At 49.8% G+C, this 15,336-nt stretch carries 19 protein-coding genes; 1 reads left to right on the forward strand and 18 read right to left on the reverse strand.

Going from position 1 to position 15,336, the window contains the following annotated elements:
* The 11 genes from E0E37_RS02545 to E0E37_RS02590 form a co-directional block, all read right to left on the reverse strand.
* A partial coding sequence (locus E0E37_RS02545; RefSeq protein WP_330548525.1) for an HTH domain-containing protein occupies window positions 1-194 on the reverse strand: 194 nt, incomplete at its 3' end.
* A 457-nt stretch (window positions 195-651) separates the two neighbouring features.
* Window positions 652-1,062 carry an RrF2 family transcriptional regulator gene (locus E0E37_RS02550; protein ID WP_130861414.1) on the reverse strand — a complete coding sequence of 137 codons (411 nt, stop codon included), beginning with the start codon at window positions 1,060-1,062 and terminating at the stop codon, window positions 652-654.
* A 119-nt stretch (window positions 1,063-1,181) separates the two neighbouring features.
* On the reverse strand, window positions 1,182-2,561 hold the full coding sequence (locus E0E37_RS02555) for an FAD-dependent oxidoreductase (RefSeq protein WP_130861415.1): 1,380 nt from the start codon (window positions 2,559-2,561) through the stop codon (window positions 1,182-1,184).
* 63 nt (window positions 2,562-2,624) lie between these two features.
* Window positions 2,625-3,668, reverse strand: coding sequence for a rhodanese-like domain-containing protein (locus tag E0E37_RS18815; protein WP_246019612.1), 1,044 nt, complete (start codon window positions 3,666-3,668; stop codon window positions 2,625-2,627).
* 377 nt (window positions 3,669-4,045) lie between these two features.
* Window positions 4,046-5,035: a 4Fe-4S binding protein gene (locus tag E0E37_RS02565; protein WP_130861627.1), complete on the reverse strand. Its 990-nt coding sequence runs from the start codon at window positions 5,033-5,035 to the stop codon at window positions 4,046-4,048.
* 63 nt (window positions 5,036-5,098) lie between these two features.
* Entirely contained in the window at window positions 5,099-5,260 is a 162-nt protein-coding gene (locus E0E37_RS18475; RefSeq protein WP_165445166.1) for a CD1871A family CXXC motif-containing protein, read from the reverse strand.
* Window positions 5,257-5,973 (reverse strand): TlpA family protein disulfide reductase, encoded by a 717-nt coding sequence (locus E0E37_RS02570; RefSeq protein WP_246019614.1) that lies wholly within the window; start codon window positions 5,971-5,973, stop codon window positions 5,257-5,259. Before E0E37_RS02570 ends, E0E37_RS18475 begins: the two co-directional genes overlap by 4 nt.
* Window positions 5,974-7,045: 1,072 nt before the next feature.
* Entirely contained in the window at window positions 7,046-7,336 is a 291-nt protein-coding gene (locus tag E0E37_RS02575) for a CTP synthase (RefSeq protein ID WP_246019615.1), read from the reverse strand.
* 10 nt (window positions 7,337-7,346) lie between these two features.
* Window positions 7,347-7,607 (reverse strand): phage holin family protein, encoded by a 261-nt coding sequence (locus E0E37_RS02580; protein WP_130861416.1) that lies wholly within the window; start codon window positions 7,605-7,607, stop codon window positions 7,347-7,349.
* Between the two features lies 1 nt (window position 7,608).
* The gene (locus E0E37_RS02585) at window positions 7,609-8,265 is read right to left on the reverse strand and encodes a peptidoglycan recognition protein family protein (RefSeq protein ID WP_130861417.1); all 657 of its coding nucleotides are present in this window, start codon (window positions 8,263-8,265) and stop codon (window positions 7,609-7,611) included.
* A gap of 46 nt (window positions 8,266-8,311) precedes the next feature.
* The gene (locus E0E37_RS02590; RefSeq protein WP_130861418.1) at window positions 8,312-8,581 is read right to left on the reverse strand and encodes a hypothetical protein; all 270 of its coding nucleotides are present in this window, start codon (window positions 8,579-8,581) and stop codon (window positions 8,312-8,314) included.
* Between the two features lie 269 nt (window positions 8,582-8,850).
* Here E0E37_RS02590 and E0E37_RS02595 point away from each other — a divergent pair, with 269 nt between their 5' ends.
* A complete protein-coding gene (locus E0E37_RS02595) occupies window positions 8,851-9,585 on the forward strand; it encodes a DUF4393 domain-containing protein (protein WP_130861419.1) in 735 nt (244 codons plus the stop codon).
* A 232-nt stretch (window positions 9,586-9,817) separates the two neighbouring features.
* On the opposite strand, the gene E0E37_RS02600 is transcribed toward E0E37_RS02595, so the two are convergent.
* Genes E0E37_RS02600 through E0E37_RS02630 form a run of 7 tightly spaced genes read right to left on the reverse strand, consistent with a single transcriptional unit; the run spans window position 9,818 to window position 15,336 of the window.
* A complete protein-coding gene (locus E0E37_RS02600) occupies window positions 9,818-10,042 on the reverse strand; it encodes a hypothetical protein (protein WP_130861420.1) in 225 nt (74 codons plus the stop codon).
* A complete protein-coding gene (locus E0E37_RS02605; RefSeq protein WP_130861421.1) occupies window positions 10,039-10,290 on the reverse strand; it encodes a hypothetical protein in 252 nt (83 codons plus the stop codon). The genes E0E37_RS02600 and E0E37_RS02605 overlap by 4 nt, the downstream gene beginning before the upstream one ends.
* Window positions 10,290-12,995, reverse strand: coding sequence for a discoidin domain-containing protein (locus E0E37_RS02610; RefSeq protein WP_130861422.1), 2,706 nt, complete (start codon window positions 12,993-12,995; stop codon window positions 10,290-10,292). Before E0E37_RS02610 ends, E0E37_RS02605 begins: the two co-directional genes overlap by 1 nt.
* Window positions 12,996-13,544, reverse strand: coding sequence for a putative phage tail protein (locus E0E37_RS02615; protein ID WP_130861423.1), 549 nt, complete (start codon window positions 13,542-13,544; stop codon window positions 12,996-12,998).
* Complete coding sequence (locus E0E37_RS02620) at window positions 13,537-14,592, reverse strand: baseplate J/gp47 family protein (protein ID WP_130861424.1); 1,056 nt, start codon at window positions 14,590-14,592, stop codon at window positions 13,537-13,539. Before E0E37_RS02620 ends, E0E37_RS02615 begins: the two co-directional genes overlap by 8 nt.
* Window positions 14,585-14,989 carry a DUF2634 domain-containing protein gene (locus tag E0E37_RS02625; protein WP_130861425.1) on the reverse strand — a complete coding sequence of 135 codons (405 nt, stop codon included), beginning with the start codon at window positions 14,987-14,989 and terminating at the stop codon, window positions 14,585-14,587. Before E0E37_RS02625 ends, E0E37_RS02620 begins: the two co-directional genes overlap by 8 nt.
* On the reverse strand, window positions 14,986-15,336 hold the full coding sequence (locus E0E37_RS02630; protein ID WP_246019625.1) for a DUF2577 domain-containing protein: 351 nt from the start codon (window positions 15,334-15,336) through the stop codon (window positions 14,986-14,988). Before E0E37_RS02630 ends, E0E37_RS02625 begins: the two co-directional genes overlap by 4 nt.

A 15,336-nucleotide genomic window follows, 5' to 3' on the forward strand; every position in this document is an offset into this window, starting at 1 on the left:
CTCTCGCCCAGAATGCTCATCGGAAATCCATGCTCCTCAAGGATCTGCCGGGGCAGCTTCCCCTTTCTATATTCTTGATAAAAGAGTTCCTTGAATTCTTTCGTGAGATAGAGGGTGTTGGGTGTAATGTTGTAGGTATATGGGTTCTCTTGCAGCAGTTTTATCTGCTCTTCTGTGAACGGTATTTTGCTCATGACGACCTCCTGATGTCCCTAGCGTACCATACACAAAAGCGAATGTCTATTTTGCAGGATACACCAAAACCCTAGCGGGCTGTGTGTCCATAATTGGGGTATCTAAAATCTGGTCGTGTCCACACTTATGGGTACAGTATAGAACTCAATAAATAATGGGATCTCACCTATTATACAGCTCTTTTTCGGTGAGATCGAAAAAAAAATCTGCATTTCACCTATTTACCCTAAGATGCCTCCACCGATCAGGTACTGACAGCTGCCGGGGACCGCCAATTGTTCGCCGCCAACCTAGAACCTGTCCAGTATCGACATCCCGCCGCCGGCTAACGATCCGCCGGAAGGCCCAACACCCCGACGCCGGCCATCGATCCGCCGGGAGACCAACACCCCGCCGGCCATCGATCCCGCTTTCTCACTGCCGCCCGATCATTCCAACTTCTGTGGAACTGACCGGTCAGCCGAAGATCTTCCGGTCGATGTCCGCTATTGTGATATGCTCCAGCTTTTCCCTGCACAGCGTATCCAACTGCGCGCAGATGCCGTCCATGATGTCCGCCATACCCGAAGCCACCAGACATATCATATCTTTATTTCCCGATCGCCAGGATGCGGAGACCAGTTTGGCCTCCACCGCGTCGGATATCTGTCTCAGATCCACGCTCTTCGGATCTCTGTCGAAGAGGTAACCTCCCTCGGCTCCTTCTTTCGTCACTACCAGCCCCGCTTTTTTCAGCTTTGCCATCACCTTCCGGATCCGGGCCGGATTGGTACAGACGTTCTGCGCCAGAAGTTCGCTGGACAGCGTGGTCTGTTTGTGATTCAGATAGACCAGCGCATGAACTGCTATGGTAAATTCTCCTGTCATGAGTTCCTCCTTTCCGACGCGTTGGGCATCACAGATAAACCTGTAAACCCTGTTCAATGCATCCGTTCCTGTTATTTATCATATCAGATCATCCGCACAGTTGACAAGAACATCTATTCTCAGGAAAACAGATCGTTCAGAGCTTCACTCATCGTGGGGTGAGTAAAGATCTGGTCCCGCAGCACAGTGTAGTGCACATCCAGATCCATCGCCAGCTTGACGATATTGATCATTTCGTGGGATTCCTCACAGAACAACATAGCGCCCAGGATCCGGCCGGTCTCCTGGTCGATGACCGCCTTCAGCAGGCCCCGTGGCTGTTTCAGCACCTGCGCCTTTGGAATGGCCGCCGCCGGAAGTTTTGCGATCCTCACATGATAACCTGCGGCTCGGGCTTCTCTCTCGTTCAGACCCACCCGTGAGAAGGAGGGCTCCAAAAACACGCTGTAGGGCACATTGCGGCGCTGATCAGCCGTGTAATTCGGCTTCCCGCTGCTGCATCCCTCGCAGAGCTGCGACCACACGATGCGGAAATCGTCCAGCGAAACGTAAGTAAACTGCAGGCCGCCGGCCACATCTCCCATGGCCCAGATATTTTCCGCCGTAGTTTTTCTGTTGTCATCTACTTTTACGGCGCCCCGCGGCGTCAGTTCTACTCCTGCAGCCTCTGCGTTCAATCCCTCTGTATTCGGTCTGCGCCCTGTGGCCACCAAAATAGCGTCTGCCTCCAGTTCCAGACTTTCGCCTTTCCACCGGTACACGATCCGGGAGACCTCCGGACCATCCTCAAACTTTTCCACTTCCGCGCCGAGCCGGAAGTTCACGCCTTTTTCTTCCAGGACTCCGCGGATCTCCGCCGCCATATCCTCGTCCTCTTTCGGCAGGAAGACCCCGCCGTCCTGAAACACCGTGACCTGAGAACCGAATCCGGAATAAATAGAAGCAAACTCCATTCCGATGTAACCGCCTCCTATGATGGCCATACGCCGCGGCAGCGTCTCCAGATCCAGCATGGTCTCACTGAAATAGACCCGCGAATTGTCTTTCAGCCCCTCGATAGGCGGGATCACCGGCTCCGCTCCTGTGTTGATGAAGATCTTATCCCCCTCCAGGACCAGCGTTTCCTCCGCCGTGCTCACTTCCACGGTATCGGCGGAAAGAAATCTGGCCTGACCGTTGTAAATGTCCACGTTATTCATATCGTTCAGCTTATCGAAATTCTTCTTGCGCAGCGCGGTGGTCAACCCGCGCTTTTCCTCTATAGCGGCTGCGTAAAACGCGGCCTTTTCCTCAAAGGACCATTCCGGATTGTGCGCCGCCTGCTTCGCGTTCTTTACCAGAGATTTTGAAGGAATGCAGCCCACATTGATGCAGGTGCCGCCGTACATCCTGTCTGATCTCTCGATGACCGCCACGGTCTTTCCCGCAGCCGCCAGCTTTCCTGCCAGTGTCTTCCCGCCTTTTCCAAATCCAATTATGACCGCATCGTATCGTTCCATATAGAAGCCTCCCCCACTTTATTGCCCTGATCCACTATTTTGTTCTGTCCCCGGTACGGACCGTCAGTTAGCCGCCTTCCGGACCTCTTCCAGCGTTTCCCGGATGATCTTTTCCCACTTGTCCTTGGTCTTTGAGCCGCTGTAGACGTCACCGGTGAGGTTTCCGTCCTTATCCACGAAAAACGTAAAGGGGATCGTCCTGACGGAAGCTACTCCCGCGTAGAGCAAGTCCTCCGACGGGATCAGGTGCAGATAATCCGCTCCGGTCTTTTCGATGATCTCCTGAGCCGTCTCCAGCTGTTCCTTTGAAACGGACAGATCCTGATTCAGCACGTCTGTGACGATGCCCACGATCTGAAATCCCTTTCCTTCGTATTCTCTGTTGATCTCTCCAAGCTCGGGCATCTCTCTGATACAAGGTCCGCAGAATGTCCCCCAGATGTTGACCATCGTCAGATCGTAATCCGCGAATATACTTTCATCCACCGCGTTCCCATTCACATCCTCCGCCTTAAAATTGGAGAAAGAGGGATCCGCTGATTCTTCAGGATCCTGCGTGTTGGGAGACGCGGTTCCCGCCTGACCGCTGCCGTCTGCCGTACCTGCAGCGTCCCCCGTCTGTCCTTCTCCGCCCTGTGACCCTTCTGCCTGCCCTGCTCCAGCCTCTGCACTGCTGTCGTCAGCCGCCGGACCAGAAACAGTCTCATAAGGCCAATCTTTGATTCCTCCGAAATCAAAAACGTTGGTGTAACCAAGACCGATCAGCTTTTCCGCCGCCTGCTGGCTGTCTTCTCCGCTTTTGGAGTAGATCAGGATCTCCGCGTCCTTATCCGGCAGCTGGGCGGGCGGTTCTTCCCCAATGGTCTCGCTGGGGATCATCAGCGCCCCTTCAATATGACTTTCTTCGTATTCTTCCTTTGTCCGCACATCAACCACGGCGACGTGGTCTTCGCTGTTGATGCGGTCGTATGCTTCCTCCGCCGTCAGCTTATTGTACGATCCGTCAGCGCTGCCGCCGTCATCTTCGCCTGCGCCTCCGCAGGCCGCCAGAACGCCGATCAGCAGTAACAATACGGCAGCTCCGGCCCATAACTTCATTTTTTTCATTCTTTCACCTCTCCAGACTCATGGTCTTATTTCTCACTACTCTGATTTTCCCCTGCGTCGTCCGCTCCGGCGCTGATCTACGATTCTTCTCCGAAACTGTAATTCCATAAGTTTCAGTTTGTACTGTAATAATATCAATTACAGTTATGTTTGTCAAGTACTCATTCGTATTCTTTTTCATTTCCAGAGCAGAAAAATGTTTTATTAAAAATTCCCTTCGGAAACATATTCGCCCTGCAGGCTCACTTTCACAACGTAACTTTTTTGTAACATGCAGAAATGTAACCGACCATATTTCCCCTGTTATAAAAAAACAGACGATCCGGTGGTCTCTTACCTCTCCGGATCGCCTGTTCTTAAAAAATCAGATAGAACGATCAATGTCTGTCCTCAACGCTGTCCGCACTGCTTTCCACCGCGCCGCTGGTCCCTGCATTTCCCACGGCTCCGCCCCTTCGGATCAGGTCCGCAGGCCCCGTGAGCCGGATCGCCCCGTGGGGGCAGGCTTTCACACAGTCGCCGCAGCGGATGCATTCCACGCTGGCCGGCTTTTCCCACACCGGAATGTCCATGCCGCAGGTCTTCTGACAGACGCCGCACTTCGTACAGATATCCCGGTCCACCTGCAGCCGGCAGAGCGAGACTGGATTGAATACGCCGTACATGGCCCCCAGCGGACAGAGATACCGGCAAAACGGCCGATACACGACCACGGACAAAAGCACCAGCACCGCCAGCACTGCCACTTTCCACAAAAACAACCCTCCCGCAGCCTCCTGCAGGCCGGGATCGCCCGCTACCAGAGGAATCCCCGCCATCAGCGTGCCGCTGGGACAGATATACTTACAAAACCAGGGCGATCCCTGCCCGATGATATCCACCACTGTCATAGGGAGCACGATAACGAAGCCCACCAGAATGACATATTTCAGATAACGAAGCCAACGATCTCCCGGCAGTCTGCGGAACTTTTTCACAAAGGGGATCCGGTACAATAGATCCTGTACCAGGCCGAAAGGACACAGCCAGCCGCAGACAAACCGCCCCATCAGCGCGCCCACCGCCATGAGAAATCCCACGATATAAAAAGAAAAATTAAAATTTCGACTGCCCAGCACCGCCTGCAGCGACCCCAGCGGACAGGCGCCGAACGCCCCTGGACAAGAATAACAGGAGAGACCGGGCACGCAGAAATGCTTCAGATCTCCTGCATATATGGTTGTATTCGCAAAACCCGCCGCGTATCCGTTTGTCAGCGCTGTGAAGCACAGCTGCACAAACAATCTGAGCCGGTTTCCTTTTTTCTTCCCGCCGCGCCCGGCGCTCCGGTTATTTTCCGTCTGCCGCCGGCCTGCGCCGTTCTGCATGGCTGCCGGCCCCTGACGGCCCTGATCTGATGTTCTCATATTTTCCCCCATTGAAACACTCTTCTATCCGATGCCGATGCATTCCAGGCATATATTGACTGCCTTAATAAAAACCGTTGCCATTTCGCCTCTGTAAATTCCAACCGCCATAAACACCGCGCCCGCCGCTAACAGCAGCACACCCGCTGTCCGGCGCTTTCCGATTCCACCGCTTCGCTCCTTCATCGTACCTCCTCCAGCGTATCTCTGATGATCCGCTCCCATTTGTCCTTGCTCCTGGCTCCGCTGTAGACGTCGCCCACTAAATTTCCGTTCTTATCCACAAAAAAGGTCGTAGGATAGCTGCGGATGGACGCGATCCCGGCGTAGAGCAGGTCGATGGAGGGGACCAGATGCGGATAATTTGCCTCTGTCTTTTCCACTACCTCTCTGGCCAGCTGGATCTGCTCCGTGTTCACGCTCAGATCCTCGTTCAGCACGTCGATCACGATCCCCACTACCTGCACGCCCTCGTCGGCATACTCTTCGCTGATCTCTCCCAGCTCGGGCATTTCCTGCAGGCAATACGTGCAGAAAGTTCCCCACACATTCACCATGGTGAGATCGTAGTCCGCGAAAATGCTCTGATCCACGTCGTTGCCGTCTATGTCCACTGCCTTGAAACTGGAAAAGCTGGGCGTCCCGACGCCGTCTCCCGCGCCCTCTTCTCCCTCCGCTCCCGTCTCTCCGTCTGTTCCATCGGCCGTCCCCCCGGCTCCGTCATTCCCTGAAAGCGCGCCGCCGGCTCCCGCGGCAGCTTGTTCTCCTGCCCCGCTGATCCCGTTCTCCCCCAGGGCTTCCCCGCCGCCACAGGCGCCCAGCACGACCAGCAAACTGACCATTAAAAGCAGCGCTGCTGTCCGCGGCAGAAGTCTGCATTTCTTTTCTCTCATTCTCATTACCTTTCCCCGTGTCCACTCTGCAGAGTCGTCTGAAATTTTCTTGCTGAATATGATGGCTCTTTTCTTCCTATATAAATTATCTCCGTACACAGACCGCGGCGTATATCCCTGAATTATTAAAACAAAACGCCCCGGACAACGTTTATAACGTCCGTCCGGGGCGTCGATCTCTGGCGGAAGTATGTGGGAATCGAACCCAACTAAAAACAAACAAACTCGTTGAAAACACTAGCCTTCAGCGTTGTTGTGTTGAATTTTGTGTTGCATCACCGTCCGTTTCTTCCTTATCGTCAAAATCGTCCCCTACGAAACGTTCTAAAATTCCGTACTCAATATCATCATATAGTCCTATGTATACCATGTCAATCCTTCTTTCTCCTCGATGCTTGCTGACCAAAAACACACCGCGCGAAATTTCCCTGAAAACATTATAGCGCGAACATACGTTCTCGATCAACCGTTAATCCTGATTTTACACCCTGTAATTTTTACTTAATTGTAAATCACTTGAAGCCATAAATTTTTGATTATAGCATATAACCAGGAAGTATATTGTCACAATAGATATGCCATTATATACGCTCCCCTTTCGTAGTCTCTCGCAGATGCTATGATGTATTCTACATAATATAAGATGCTTTTTGGGCACTGCTATCGCGCAAATTTCGCGCTCCAATTCTTGGTATTTTTTTTGTGTTCCTTCATATTTATATATGCGTTTTCAAGGCACAAAAATAACCCGCGCTCCCACAACGCGGGTTATCGTCTCCTGCTTGCCTGATAGGTAAGTGAGAGGATACATTTACTATACCCTGGCCGCTTTGCAGCGGTCAAGAAAAATTGCAGTTTATGTAATAAACAACACGTTTTATGTCATCAAGTAAAACGGCTCGGTGGGTCCGCGTAGGAAAGGACGGTTTTCCCGCTTGCTAAACTAAGTGGTTTTTCTTTTCCGTGGACAAATTCAATAGTTTTTCCCCTTTCTGTGGACTTTACATTTTTCATGTTATCGCAGTAAGGCTTGCGCAAGTAAAAAAAGCCGGCCAGGGATCTCTCCCCAGCCGGTCTATTACTTATCGATCAAATACTGCTGCAGGTCTGTCCTGCATCGCTTGAGATTGTCAATCCCGTTTCCGGTGACGGCGTGGTCCAATAGAGCCAGCAGCGCCCGGCAGATCGCCCTGTCCGCTTCTCCCAGCTCGTTGAGATGACGATAATCGTTATCTGCCTTTTGCTCAAGGATCCTGACCCGCTTATTGACATCAGCTGCTGGGCGGATGACCTTGTAGATCACCGCCCCCGCTCCGCCCACGATACTTATCCCGCCGCAGATAGCGAGGATCGTCTGCATAAACTCCATCATTGCCCCCTTACTTGCCGCCAAGCTGCTTACCGATCTGATCGACACCGGTCGCAGCCAGCCCTGACACGATGCCCACGGCAACAGCGGTTATGTAATCCTGTGCCGGGTAGTCCGGCATGATGTACATTGCCGCCACGCCCAGAGCGCCGCCAGCCACGCCGCAGATCACCGGCAGCCACTTGTTGTCAATGGCTGTCGCCTTGCAGATCTCCGCCACCACATAGCAGATCACGGTGATGGCACCTACTCCTACAATTCCAATGTCCATATTACTTGCCACCTTTCTGGATCGCCGCTGCCAGCTTTGTCAGCAGCGCTTCATGATAGCGATAAGCTTCCAGGAATCGGATCGTCTGATCCTCAAAGCCGCACGTCTCCTGTATGATTTTCTTCGCTTCTGCTTCTGTCATATCCTTCTCCTTCCCGTCCAGATATCCCTGGACCTTTCCGCAGAACGTCTGCCAGTCGTAGGGCCGCCCGGCCCGGATCATCTGCGGGCAATTTTTCCCACTCCAGACGTGATGCTGATACAGGTGTCCTTCCGCGTTTCTGATCCCGTGACGGGCCAGAATATCGGCCGCCAGCACCGCGGCGTTTTCCGTGGCATTCCGCAGATCCCCGTCTGTGTTCATGCAGATCTCGATTGCCACAGTCTGCATATTTCCCGGACCGCTGCCGTCCCCCGCGTGCCAGGCCACCTCTGTCTCCGGTATGGATCTTGTGGCCCTGTGTTCGTCCACGCAGTAATGCCAGCTTGCGGCGGCATCCTTGCCCCCTCCACGCAGATATCGTGCGTGTGAGAGAGCGTCAGCGCCCTTGCCGGTGTTTCCTGTGTTGTGGATCGTCACGCCGCGAAAGCCGGTCAGCTTCCGCCCTGACCGGCACTTGTGCCCCGCTGGTGCAAGCATTTCGATTATTTCAATCATAGTACCTCCCTCCCAAAGAGATAGGCGGCCCGAAGGCCGCCCGCTCTTACATCAACTCAACCAGTCTATCAAGTGTCATGAGCTCCGGATCGCCGGCGCTGATAGCGTCGTTGATCAAATGCAGGAATTCCACCCGCTGATCCTCGTCCCTGATGCCGCTCTCCAACTCCCACATCTTGCAGGCGACAAATGTGTCCACCTTGTTTTCCTTTCCCAGCTCCCTGATCCGTACCGCTGCTTTGATGTACGGATTGTCCTCGTTGATCTCGTAGTTCTTGGTAGCGCCGGCGCTTTTCGTGATTGTGATATTTTTCATTTGTTCCTCTCTTTCTGCTGGTATTTCCAGCCTTAAAAACGGTATAAAAAAACACGCTTGATTGCGTGTCTTTTGCTGGTTATTCTGATGTCGTATAGCTCGCCAAGATTTTTGGCAAAAACTTAGATGTGTTTCTTAGAAAAAGACCGGGCAGTCTTTCTTTATACTGTATCCTCTGTTTAGGTACTACAGTTAATCCCATATTCATCCTTATTTGCTTTACTCACTCCTGCAAAAATGATATTATTTTGACGAAAGGATGTGAGCATATGGATTTAAAATTTGAGCTTCCACAATTAGTAAATGAAGCTTTCAACCCCTTAGCTCAAGCAATTGGAAATACAATTCGTTCCATTTGGAGTATTACTTTTGGCTGGATTGATGCCGAGAGCGAAAAACTTGATTTAAAGCGGCTACGGGATTTGGAAGAGTTTAAGCTGCTCCTTGAATCAAAAGTCGCAGAAATTCCTCCTGGTAATCTTAAAGAGCCTGACCTTTCTATAATTGGACCTGCAATTGAATCATCAAAATATTATTTTGATAATAGTGAATTAAGAGAAATGTTTGCCACCATCATCTCTAGAAATATGAATGATACTTTGAGTTATCATACACACCCATCATTTATCGATGTAATAAAGCAATTATCTACAAACGACGCTAAAAATCTTAAATATCTTAGAGATCATCGCCGTTGTCCAATTTGTAGATTTAACGGAATTCTTCCATCTGGTGGCTCAACTCCTCTTATTTCTGTCGCGTTCGTTAGGGATGACCAAGTGATGACTGACTTTTTGTTGCATGAAAATTCATTTTCTGTAAGTAATTTAGTTCGTCTTGGTATCATAGCCTTAGATTTTTCAGTGCAATTGCTTGATGAATCTAAATATGAACGTCTACAGAAATCACACGCTTGCAGCTCAAATATTACTTGTGATAAGGGTATTTTAGAAGTTACTCCTTATGGCCGTGAATTTTTTCTGGCAGCCATCCCGTTTGCATAACAATATTTGCTATTCCGTATAGAAATTTTTCATCTGATGATTCAATTTTTTTTACAAACATTTTAATGCAGATTCTCGATGTTATACAAGATGTTATACAAGCAGTAACAATACTCGTTGTTACTGCTATTATTATTGTTCCTAACATTTTAGATCACTCCCTTCCTGTACTATGGTCAACCACGGGTTTACCGTAGTACAATGGTTTGATATATAACGACATCCCTCGGCGTTATACTGCTGGGGTTTCCGGTTCTTCCGAAACGGCAGGCTCCACAGGCGGTTCAACCGGAACCGGATTATACTTTTCCTCTATCATAATGGACAGGTCTGTATACTCATCCGGATTAATCCTGTTCGCCATGAGAAACGCGTCCAAGATTTCATACGCCGCTTCTGCTGTAGGATAAAATTTAATACCGATGAGCTTCTTCATATTGTTTACTGTTCTGTTCATTCTGCTTTCTCCGTTTCCAGCCCCAACTGGGCTACTACTGTTTGATATTCTTCATCGATCATTTCCGCTATGACTGAGACAGGAAGGTCATTGTATACCTGATCCACTGCACGGTCTGCGGTGACTTTGTTTTCGTGGACGACTCCCACGGCCAGCGCGTCCATGATCTGGTTCAGGCTCCGTACCATTACCCGGCGGAAAGTTTCGTCGTCCATGAGCAGTGCGGCCTGTGTGTTGATTTTCTGCATCAGATCACCTCCTTGCCGTAGAATTGTATTTCGTCAATCGATAGCTGGGCGTTGCCGTAATTATCAAGGCAATACACTCTCCATCTTGCGGACTTGGCGTTACTATTAATAGTAAAGTTTTGGAGCGTGCTATTATTGAGCAGAACGGCAGACAGTGCGTCTATCCACACCCCAGAACAGTAATGTTGGATTTTAAAATTTTTTATGTTTTGTTCCGCATATGTAGTCCTCGGCATTATTTCAACCCGATACACGGAGACATTTTGTGAGAATTCATATTCTATCCACTGGTTTGTATTGTAGCCAGAAGCGGTTACCCATCCAGCATTATTACGTATTCTGTCAAATGCCTTATATGCATCATAGGATGCATTTACAACATTGCTTGCGCTTGCAACTCCCTCCGGCGTTGTATTGCTCGTCATCAGCGGCACCGTCTTAGCCACGCTGTCCATCGCCGCCAGACTCACCGGGCACATCAGCATAAACTTCCGCCAGTGTGAATTGGTAAACGCCGCATCGTAGGCCACTGGGCTGTTGACTAACGCCGACATGGCAGTCTCACTGTTGCAGATCGCCGCCATGAGCGTTCCGGTGCAGGAGATCATATAACTGATCGCATCCCGGTTGCTCATGAGGATAGCCATTGCTGAGCTGTCGGACAGCAGGGCATCAAGAGTGGCGTAGGATGCTGTCAGACCGCCTTTTGTGGCCCAGGTTTGCCAAGGGTCGGAGCGGAGGGCACAGAGCAATTTGTATGACCCGCTCGCAGCTACAGCCGTGGCTCCAGTCCCAATTAAATCAATGATGATATACCCTATCCTTCTAACCGTTGGAACATCAAATATCTTTGCAACATATCCTTTGTTAACTACTGTTTGATCAGAATTTAACGCAAGAGCTTGCACCGCGTCAGACGGCCATGTCGTATCTTTTGCAATCCGAAAGCTCATGGAGTTTCCGTTTTCTTTAACTGTCGAAGAAAAACTAAAGCAACATAATATTTTTTCATGTTCAGATAGATCAATACTGTTCGTGCATGCCCTATATTTCCACGTCAACGCCCCTGATGGAACAGCGCCGAACATATCAGACTGGCCTAGCGTAAGCTGGCTTGTTGTGTAATTCCCAGGCTCTTTATATATTCCGTTCCATCCCCCCGTCACCGCTTCGCATTCGTCCCCCTGATCATACAGCATCGTATAACCAAGCAGATCTTTCGCGGCAGGAATAATCCCCGCGAATTTGCTCCAATGAGGATTGCTCATGATGATCCGATATGCCTCGTCATTTGCCTTGATCGCAGTGATCCAGTCAGCGTTGTTGAGGATGGCATACATCAGATCCCCGGTGCAGGTTAGAGTCATGATCTTGACTGCCTTGGGGTTTGAGAGGATCGCGGACCGGTTTGATGCATCCGCGGCAAAGGCATCTGGGGTGGTGTAAGGTGTGGTGATACCGGCGGTGGAGATCAGACGGGCGGGGTCATCGGATTTGAGGATGGATGCGGCACGCATGATATATGTACCACTGCGCGGTGCAAAAATAAATCCGCCTAGATATCCGTTTGCTATCTGCGAAACATCAAGTTCTGTAATTGTTCCGTATAAGCTTGCCGTATCTGTATCAGAGAATTCGATTGAACTTCCACGAGTCGATCCACTTTCCCACCCATTTGTACCACTAAGCACCGTATTAGTAGCGGTCGTAATATATCCAATATAGGTACTATACTTTATTCGTTCTCCGTCAGCGCACACAAAGAATTTATTAAAATTTGTAAGATCGATCAAGTTTGACGTTCTAAGTCCAATACCAACTCCTTGTGATCCCGCCGCCATAATCTTTAAGCAATTGGATGAATTAGTTATTGTTCGGTCAAATGCAGCCCCGCTTCCCGAATTTGCCGATTCCCACCCCCCCGTCACCGCCGCACACTCATCCCCCTGATCATAGAGCATGGTATAATTGATGACCTGTTCGGGATCCGGTTCTGGCGTTACTGTCCCGCCGTACTGCTCCCACCACTCGGGTTCGGTGACCGCATGGCCGATATTGTTGTCCTGAAGGCTTTTGTAGATGGATCCGTCCTGCGTGACGAGAGCGTTTGCAGCGTAGGTACGACCGGATTCGTAAGAGCAGAGGGCAAGGGCCTTGACGTAGTTCGGAGTGGTTGCTGATAACGACGTGGAAAATTCGTTTCCCGGTACGTTGGCAAGTGTTGTAATCCCGTGAAGAGTTGTTGTCGCTCTTCCCGGCATACCGACAACGCGCCATGTAGCAGTGTCCGACACAGTACTTAACAGGAGTGTGGCACCGGACATCAAGCTCATCCCTTTGTTTCCTGCTGACATGTTTGCGGCAAAGCTTGAATAAATCGCTCTCGCGGTACCGCCATTGACTGCTAATTTAAGAGCACTACCTTCCGTATAATTTATACCGTCCCTAAACATCACCGCTATAATTGGGTGTTTTTCAGGGTTATATCCGGATATCGTAACCTCTTTTATTGCTTCGGTGACCGCCGTTTCGCACACCGCATAAGGGATGTGCGTAAAGTCGTCGTCCGCCTTTTCGCTAAGTGCGTCGGCTTGTTCTTTCAACGCTGCATCAACTAAATCCGAATTTCCATTGAATATTCCTATGTCATAAAATTCATTTCCGTAGGGCTTTGTAAGCCCGTAATTTGTAGTTTTGTCTGGCATTTAGGTAATCACCTCATCTCTTAACTGATCAAATGTATAGGCGGACAAATAATCATGTACAAACTTAGTCAGCGTATCGAATTGATTATAAAGTAAGCTCAGATCAATGATCATATTAGCCGGAACGATACGATGAAGCAGATCATCTACATCTGAAAAATTTGCTTTCGCTATCAACGCCACTTTTACAGTCAGGGTATACTCTTCGTTTTTCAGCTGCATCGTGTACCCATCCTGCCCGCAGAGTGTTGATAGTTGTTGCGCCAGCATACGCCATGAATACGGCAGCTGCTCATTCAGCCGGGTCAGAATACGGAATTTCCGTTCGTCGAGCTTGTCAGTGCCCTTCGGAACAATGTTCAGAATGGTTTCCCACCGCCCAACCCCGTTTGGAGTAGCGCTTTTAACAAACTCGTCATTTAAGGCGGTTTCAAGAGCAACCCATAATTTCCGTATCTCAGGGTTTTCTGCGTCTGTCACCATCTTAAAATCTCGCACCACTTTCATAATTTCCGGAAGATACCGAATCAGATTGATTTCTCTATCCAATCAGTTCACCCCGTTTCGGTATGCTGTCGGTGCCAAGAACAAGATTCTGTTCTAAGCCGCCTATTTTGGTTCCACTGATATCGACCACGCCTGACACATTCAGAAGCCTTGTTTCAATCTGGCTGATTCGAACAATTAACGAGTCTGTATCTGCCCACGACCGTGCCAGTTCTGAAAAATATCGGTCGATCTCTGATTCCGCATAGGGTTTCACGTCCTCCCACGTCCATCCTTCTTGATAAGTGATGTTCGTTTGTATGTCGACCATCGTATTCGTCACGCCATCTACTGTTACAACATGCCCAATCGGCGCATATCCCAACCCCTCACCATGATTTTGCTCCGGATCGACTTTACCCTGTACCTCCGCTACTAATTCGACGCTGGGGACCTGATATTCAGAGTTGATAACGACTGCCTTTACTGTTCCGCCACCGTTCCAAGTCGGGTAAATTTTAACGCCGCCCACGCCCGCAATTCCATTGATTTTCTCCTTGTAGTCCTGAATATTACCACCGAACGACTGCGAATCGAGACTATTGTAATATCTTTGCCGTAAATGTTCGGTGTCTTCTTCATCTTCTCCGGGTATAAGCAATTCTGTAAGCTCCGCGCTAGTGAGTCCTGTAACGTAATCAATTGGCACAAGCGTTCCTGTCTGGCTGTTTCCAATCCGGCCTTCCGTCTCGCAACGCATGCGAAACACTCCATCACTGATTTTTTCAAATGCGACGTAATTCAGTTCACCCAGAGAAAACCGTGCTCCGATTGGCACGTCAGTATTAAATTCGCCTTTCAATACGGCGCATGTGGCTTTTTCGGGGATTATCCCACGTTCAGCAGCCCGCCGAATCAAATAATCACGGCTTGCCGTATCAGCAAAGGATTCATTCAGTATACTGTCGATTTCGATATACATTTGTATCAGTTCTACCGCCGCAGGTGCCAACGCATCATAGATCATGGATCCTTCGCGTTTGTCAACTGTGTTCGGCACCCGATCCAACATTCGGCGCATAATGATTTCGTAAGTTATGTCTTCATACATTTATAATCATCCTTTCCCCTTCAACGTCGCCATAAATACTATGGACGGTAAAGGTCACGTGAAGAGTGCCGCGCCCTTGTTCAAAAGAAAAAGCATCAACGCTTTGAATTCGATCATCCTGCGTCAATGCTTCTTCAATCCGTCTCTGTACCGTTGGCATCGTATACGCCATCGGCTGCCCGATCAAGTCTGACAGTTCTACCCCATAATTCCAACTATAAATCGGATAGCGATATCGTTCTGTGTTAAGTATTTTATATATAGCTTGTTTCACAGCTTCCATCTCGTCTGTGTAGTCCATTACCTTTTCGTTTTCGATATCAAGCCGATAGGTTCTCCCTGTCTGCCGCTCTTCCTCCGAAAACAAGATCACATCGTCAGTTCTCTGTGGTATCATTGTCCCCCCACCCTATCTAATACTAGGTATTTTTGTCCGCCCTGTACGCGCATCATCACAACTTTTTCCCCACTCTTCAGTGCGTTGTGAAAGGTAACCGTTTTCTTTCCAGAAATCCCATGTATGTGCGGCGGTGATCCGTCCTTCTCCGTTGCGTGTGAAACGGTAACATCCCCCGTATAATCCGTAACATTCCGCGTCAGCACCAGTGCTTCACCTTTTAAGGTGATCTTCTGGCTGATTTGTATGGAGAGCGGCGACGCGCTTTTTACCGTGCCGTACACAATATTAACGGGCTTTTTCGCGTCTAGCGCTTCGATTGCGGCCAGCTTTATTATCTGTACCAT

This window comes from Bacilliculturomica massiliensis (assembly GCF_900605495.1).
Lineage (GTDB): Bacteria > Bacillota > Clostridia > Peptostreptococcales > Anaerovoracaceae > Bacilliculturomica > Bacilliculturomica massiliensis.

What these genes read in the sequence shown, in the direction of transcription:
- E0E37_RS18815 (WP_246019612.1), bottom strand. Translation starts at nt 3,668, where the DNA reads ATGAAAAAAATGAAGTTATGGGCCGGAGCTGCCGTATTGTTACTGCTG.
- E0E37_RS02575 (WP_246019615.1), bottom strand. Translation starts at nt 7,336, where the DNA reads ATGGAGTTTATGCAGACGATCCTCGCTATCTGCGGCGGGATAAGTATC.
- E0E37_RS02590 (WP_130861418.1), bottom strand. Translation starts at nt 8,581, where the DNA reads ATGAAAAATATCACAATCACGAAAAGCGCCGGCGCTACCAAGAACTAC.
- E0E37_RS02555 (WP_130861415.1), bottom strand. Translation starts at nt 2,561, where the DNA reads ATGGAACGATACGATGCGGTCATAATTGGATTTGGAAAAGGCGGGAAG.
- E0E37_RS02600 (WP_130861420.1), bottom strand. Translation starts at nt 10,042, where the DNA reads ATGAACAGAACAGTAAACAATATGAAGAAGCTCATCGGTATTAAATTT.
- E0E37_RS02565 (WP_130861627.1), bottom strand. Translation starts at nt 5,035, where the DNA reads ATGCAGAACGGCGCAGGCCGGCGGCAGACGGAAAATAACCGGAGCGCC.
- E0E37_RS02625 (WP_130861425.1), bottom strand. Translation starts at nt 14,989, where the DNA reads ATGATACCACAGAGAACTGACGATGTGATCTTGTTTTCGGAGGAAGAG.
- E0E37_RS02570 (WP_246019614.1), bottom strand. Translation starts at nt 5,973, where the DNA reads ATGAGAATGAGAGAAAAGAAATGCAGACTTCTGCCGCGGACAGCAGCG.
- E0E37_RS02620 (WP_130861424.1), bottom strand. Translation starts at nt 14,592, where the DNA reads ATGTATGAAGACATAACTTACGAAATCATTATGCGCCGAATGTTGGAT.
- E0E37_RS02550 (WP_130861414.1), bottom strand. Translation starts at nt 1,062, where the DNA reads ATGACAGGAGAATTTACCATAGCAGTTCATGCGCTGGTCTATCTGAAT.
- E0E37_RS02585 (WP_130861417.1), bottom strand. Translation starts at nt 8,265, where the DNA reads ATGATTGAAATAATCGAAATGCTTGCACCAGCGGGGCACAAGTGCCGG.
- E0E37_RS02630 (WP_246019625.1), bottom strand. Translation starts at nt 15,336, where the DNA reads ATGGTACAGATAATAAAGCTGGCCGCAATCGAAGCGCTAGACGCGAAA.
- E0E37_RS18475 (WP_165445166.1), bottom strand. Translation starts at nt 5,260, where the DNA reads ATGAAGGAGCGAAGCGGTGGAATCGGAAAGCGCCGGACAGCGGGTGTG.
- E0E37_RS02610 (WP_130861422.1), bottom strand. Translation starts at nt 12,995, where the DNA reads ATGCCAGACAAAACTACAAATTACGGGCTTACAAAGCCCTACGGAAAT.
- E0E37_RS02605 (WP_130861421.1), bottom strand. Translation starts at nt 10,290, where the DNA reads ATGCAGAAAATCAACACACAGGCCGCACTGCTCATGGACGACGAAACT.
- E0E37_RS02595 (WP_130861419.1), top strand. Translation starts at nt 8,851, where the DNA reads ATGGATTTAAAATTTGAGCTTCCACAATTAGTAAATGAAGCTTTCAAC.
- E0E37_RS02580 (WP_130861416.1), bottom strand. Translation starts at nt 7,607, where the DNA reads ATGGACATTGGAATTGTAGGAGTAGGTGCCATCACCGTGATCTGCTAT.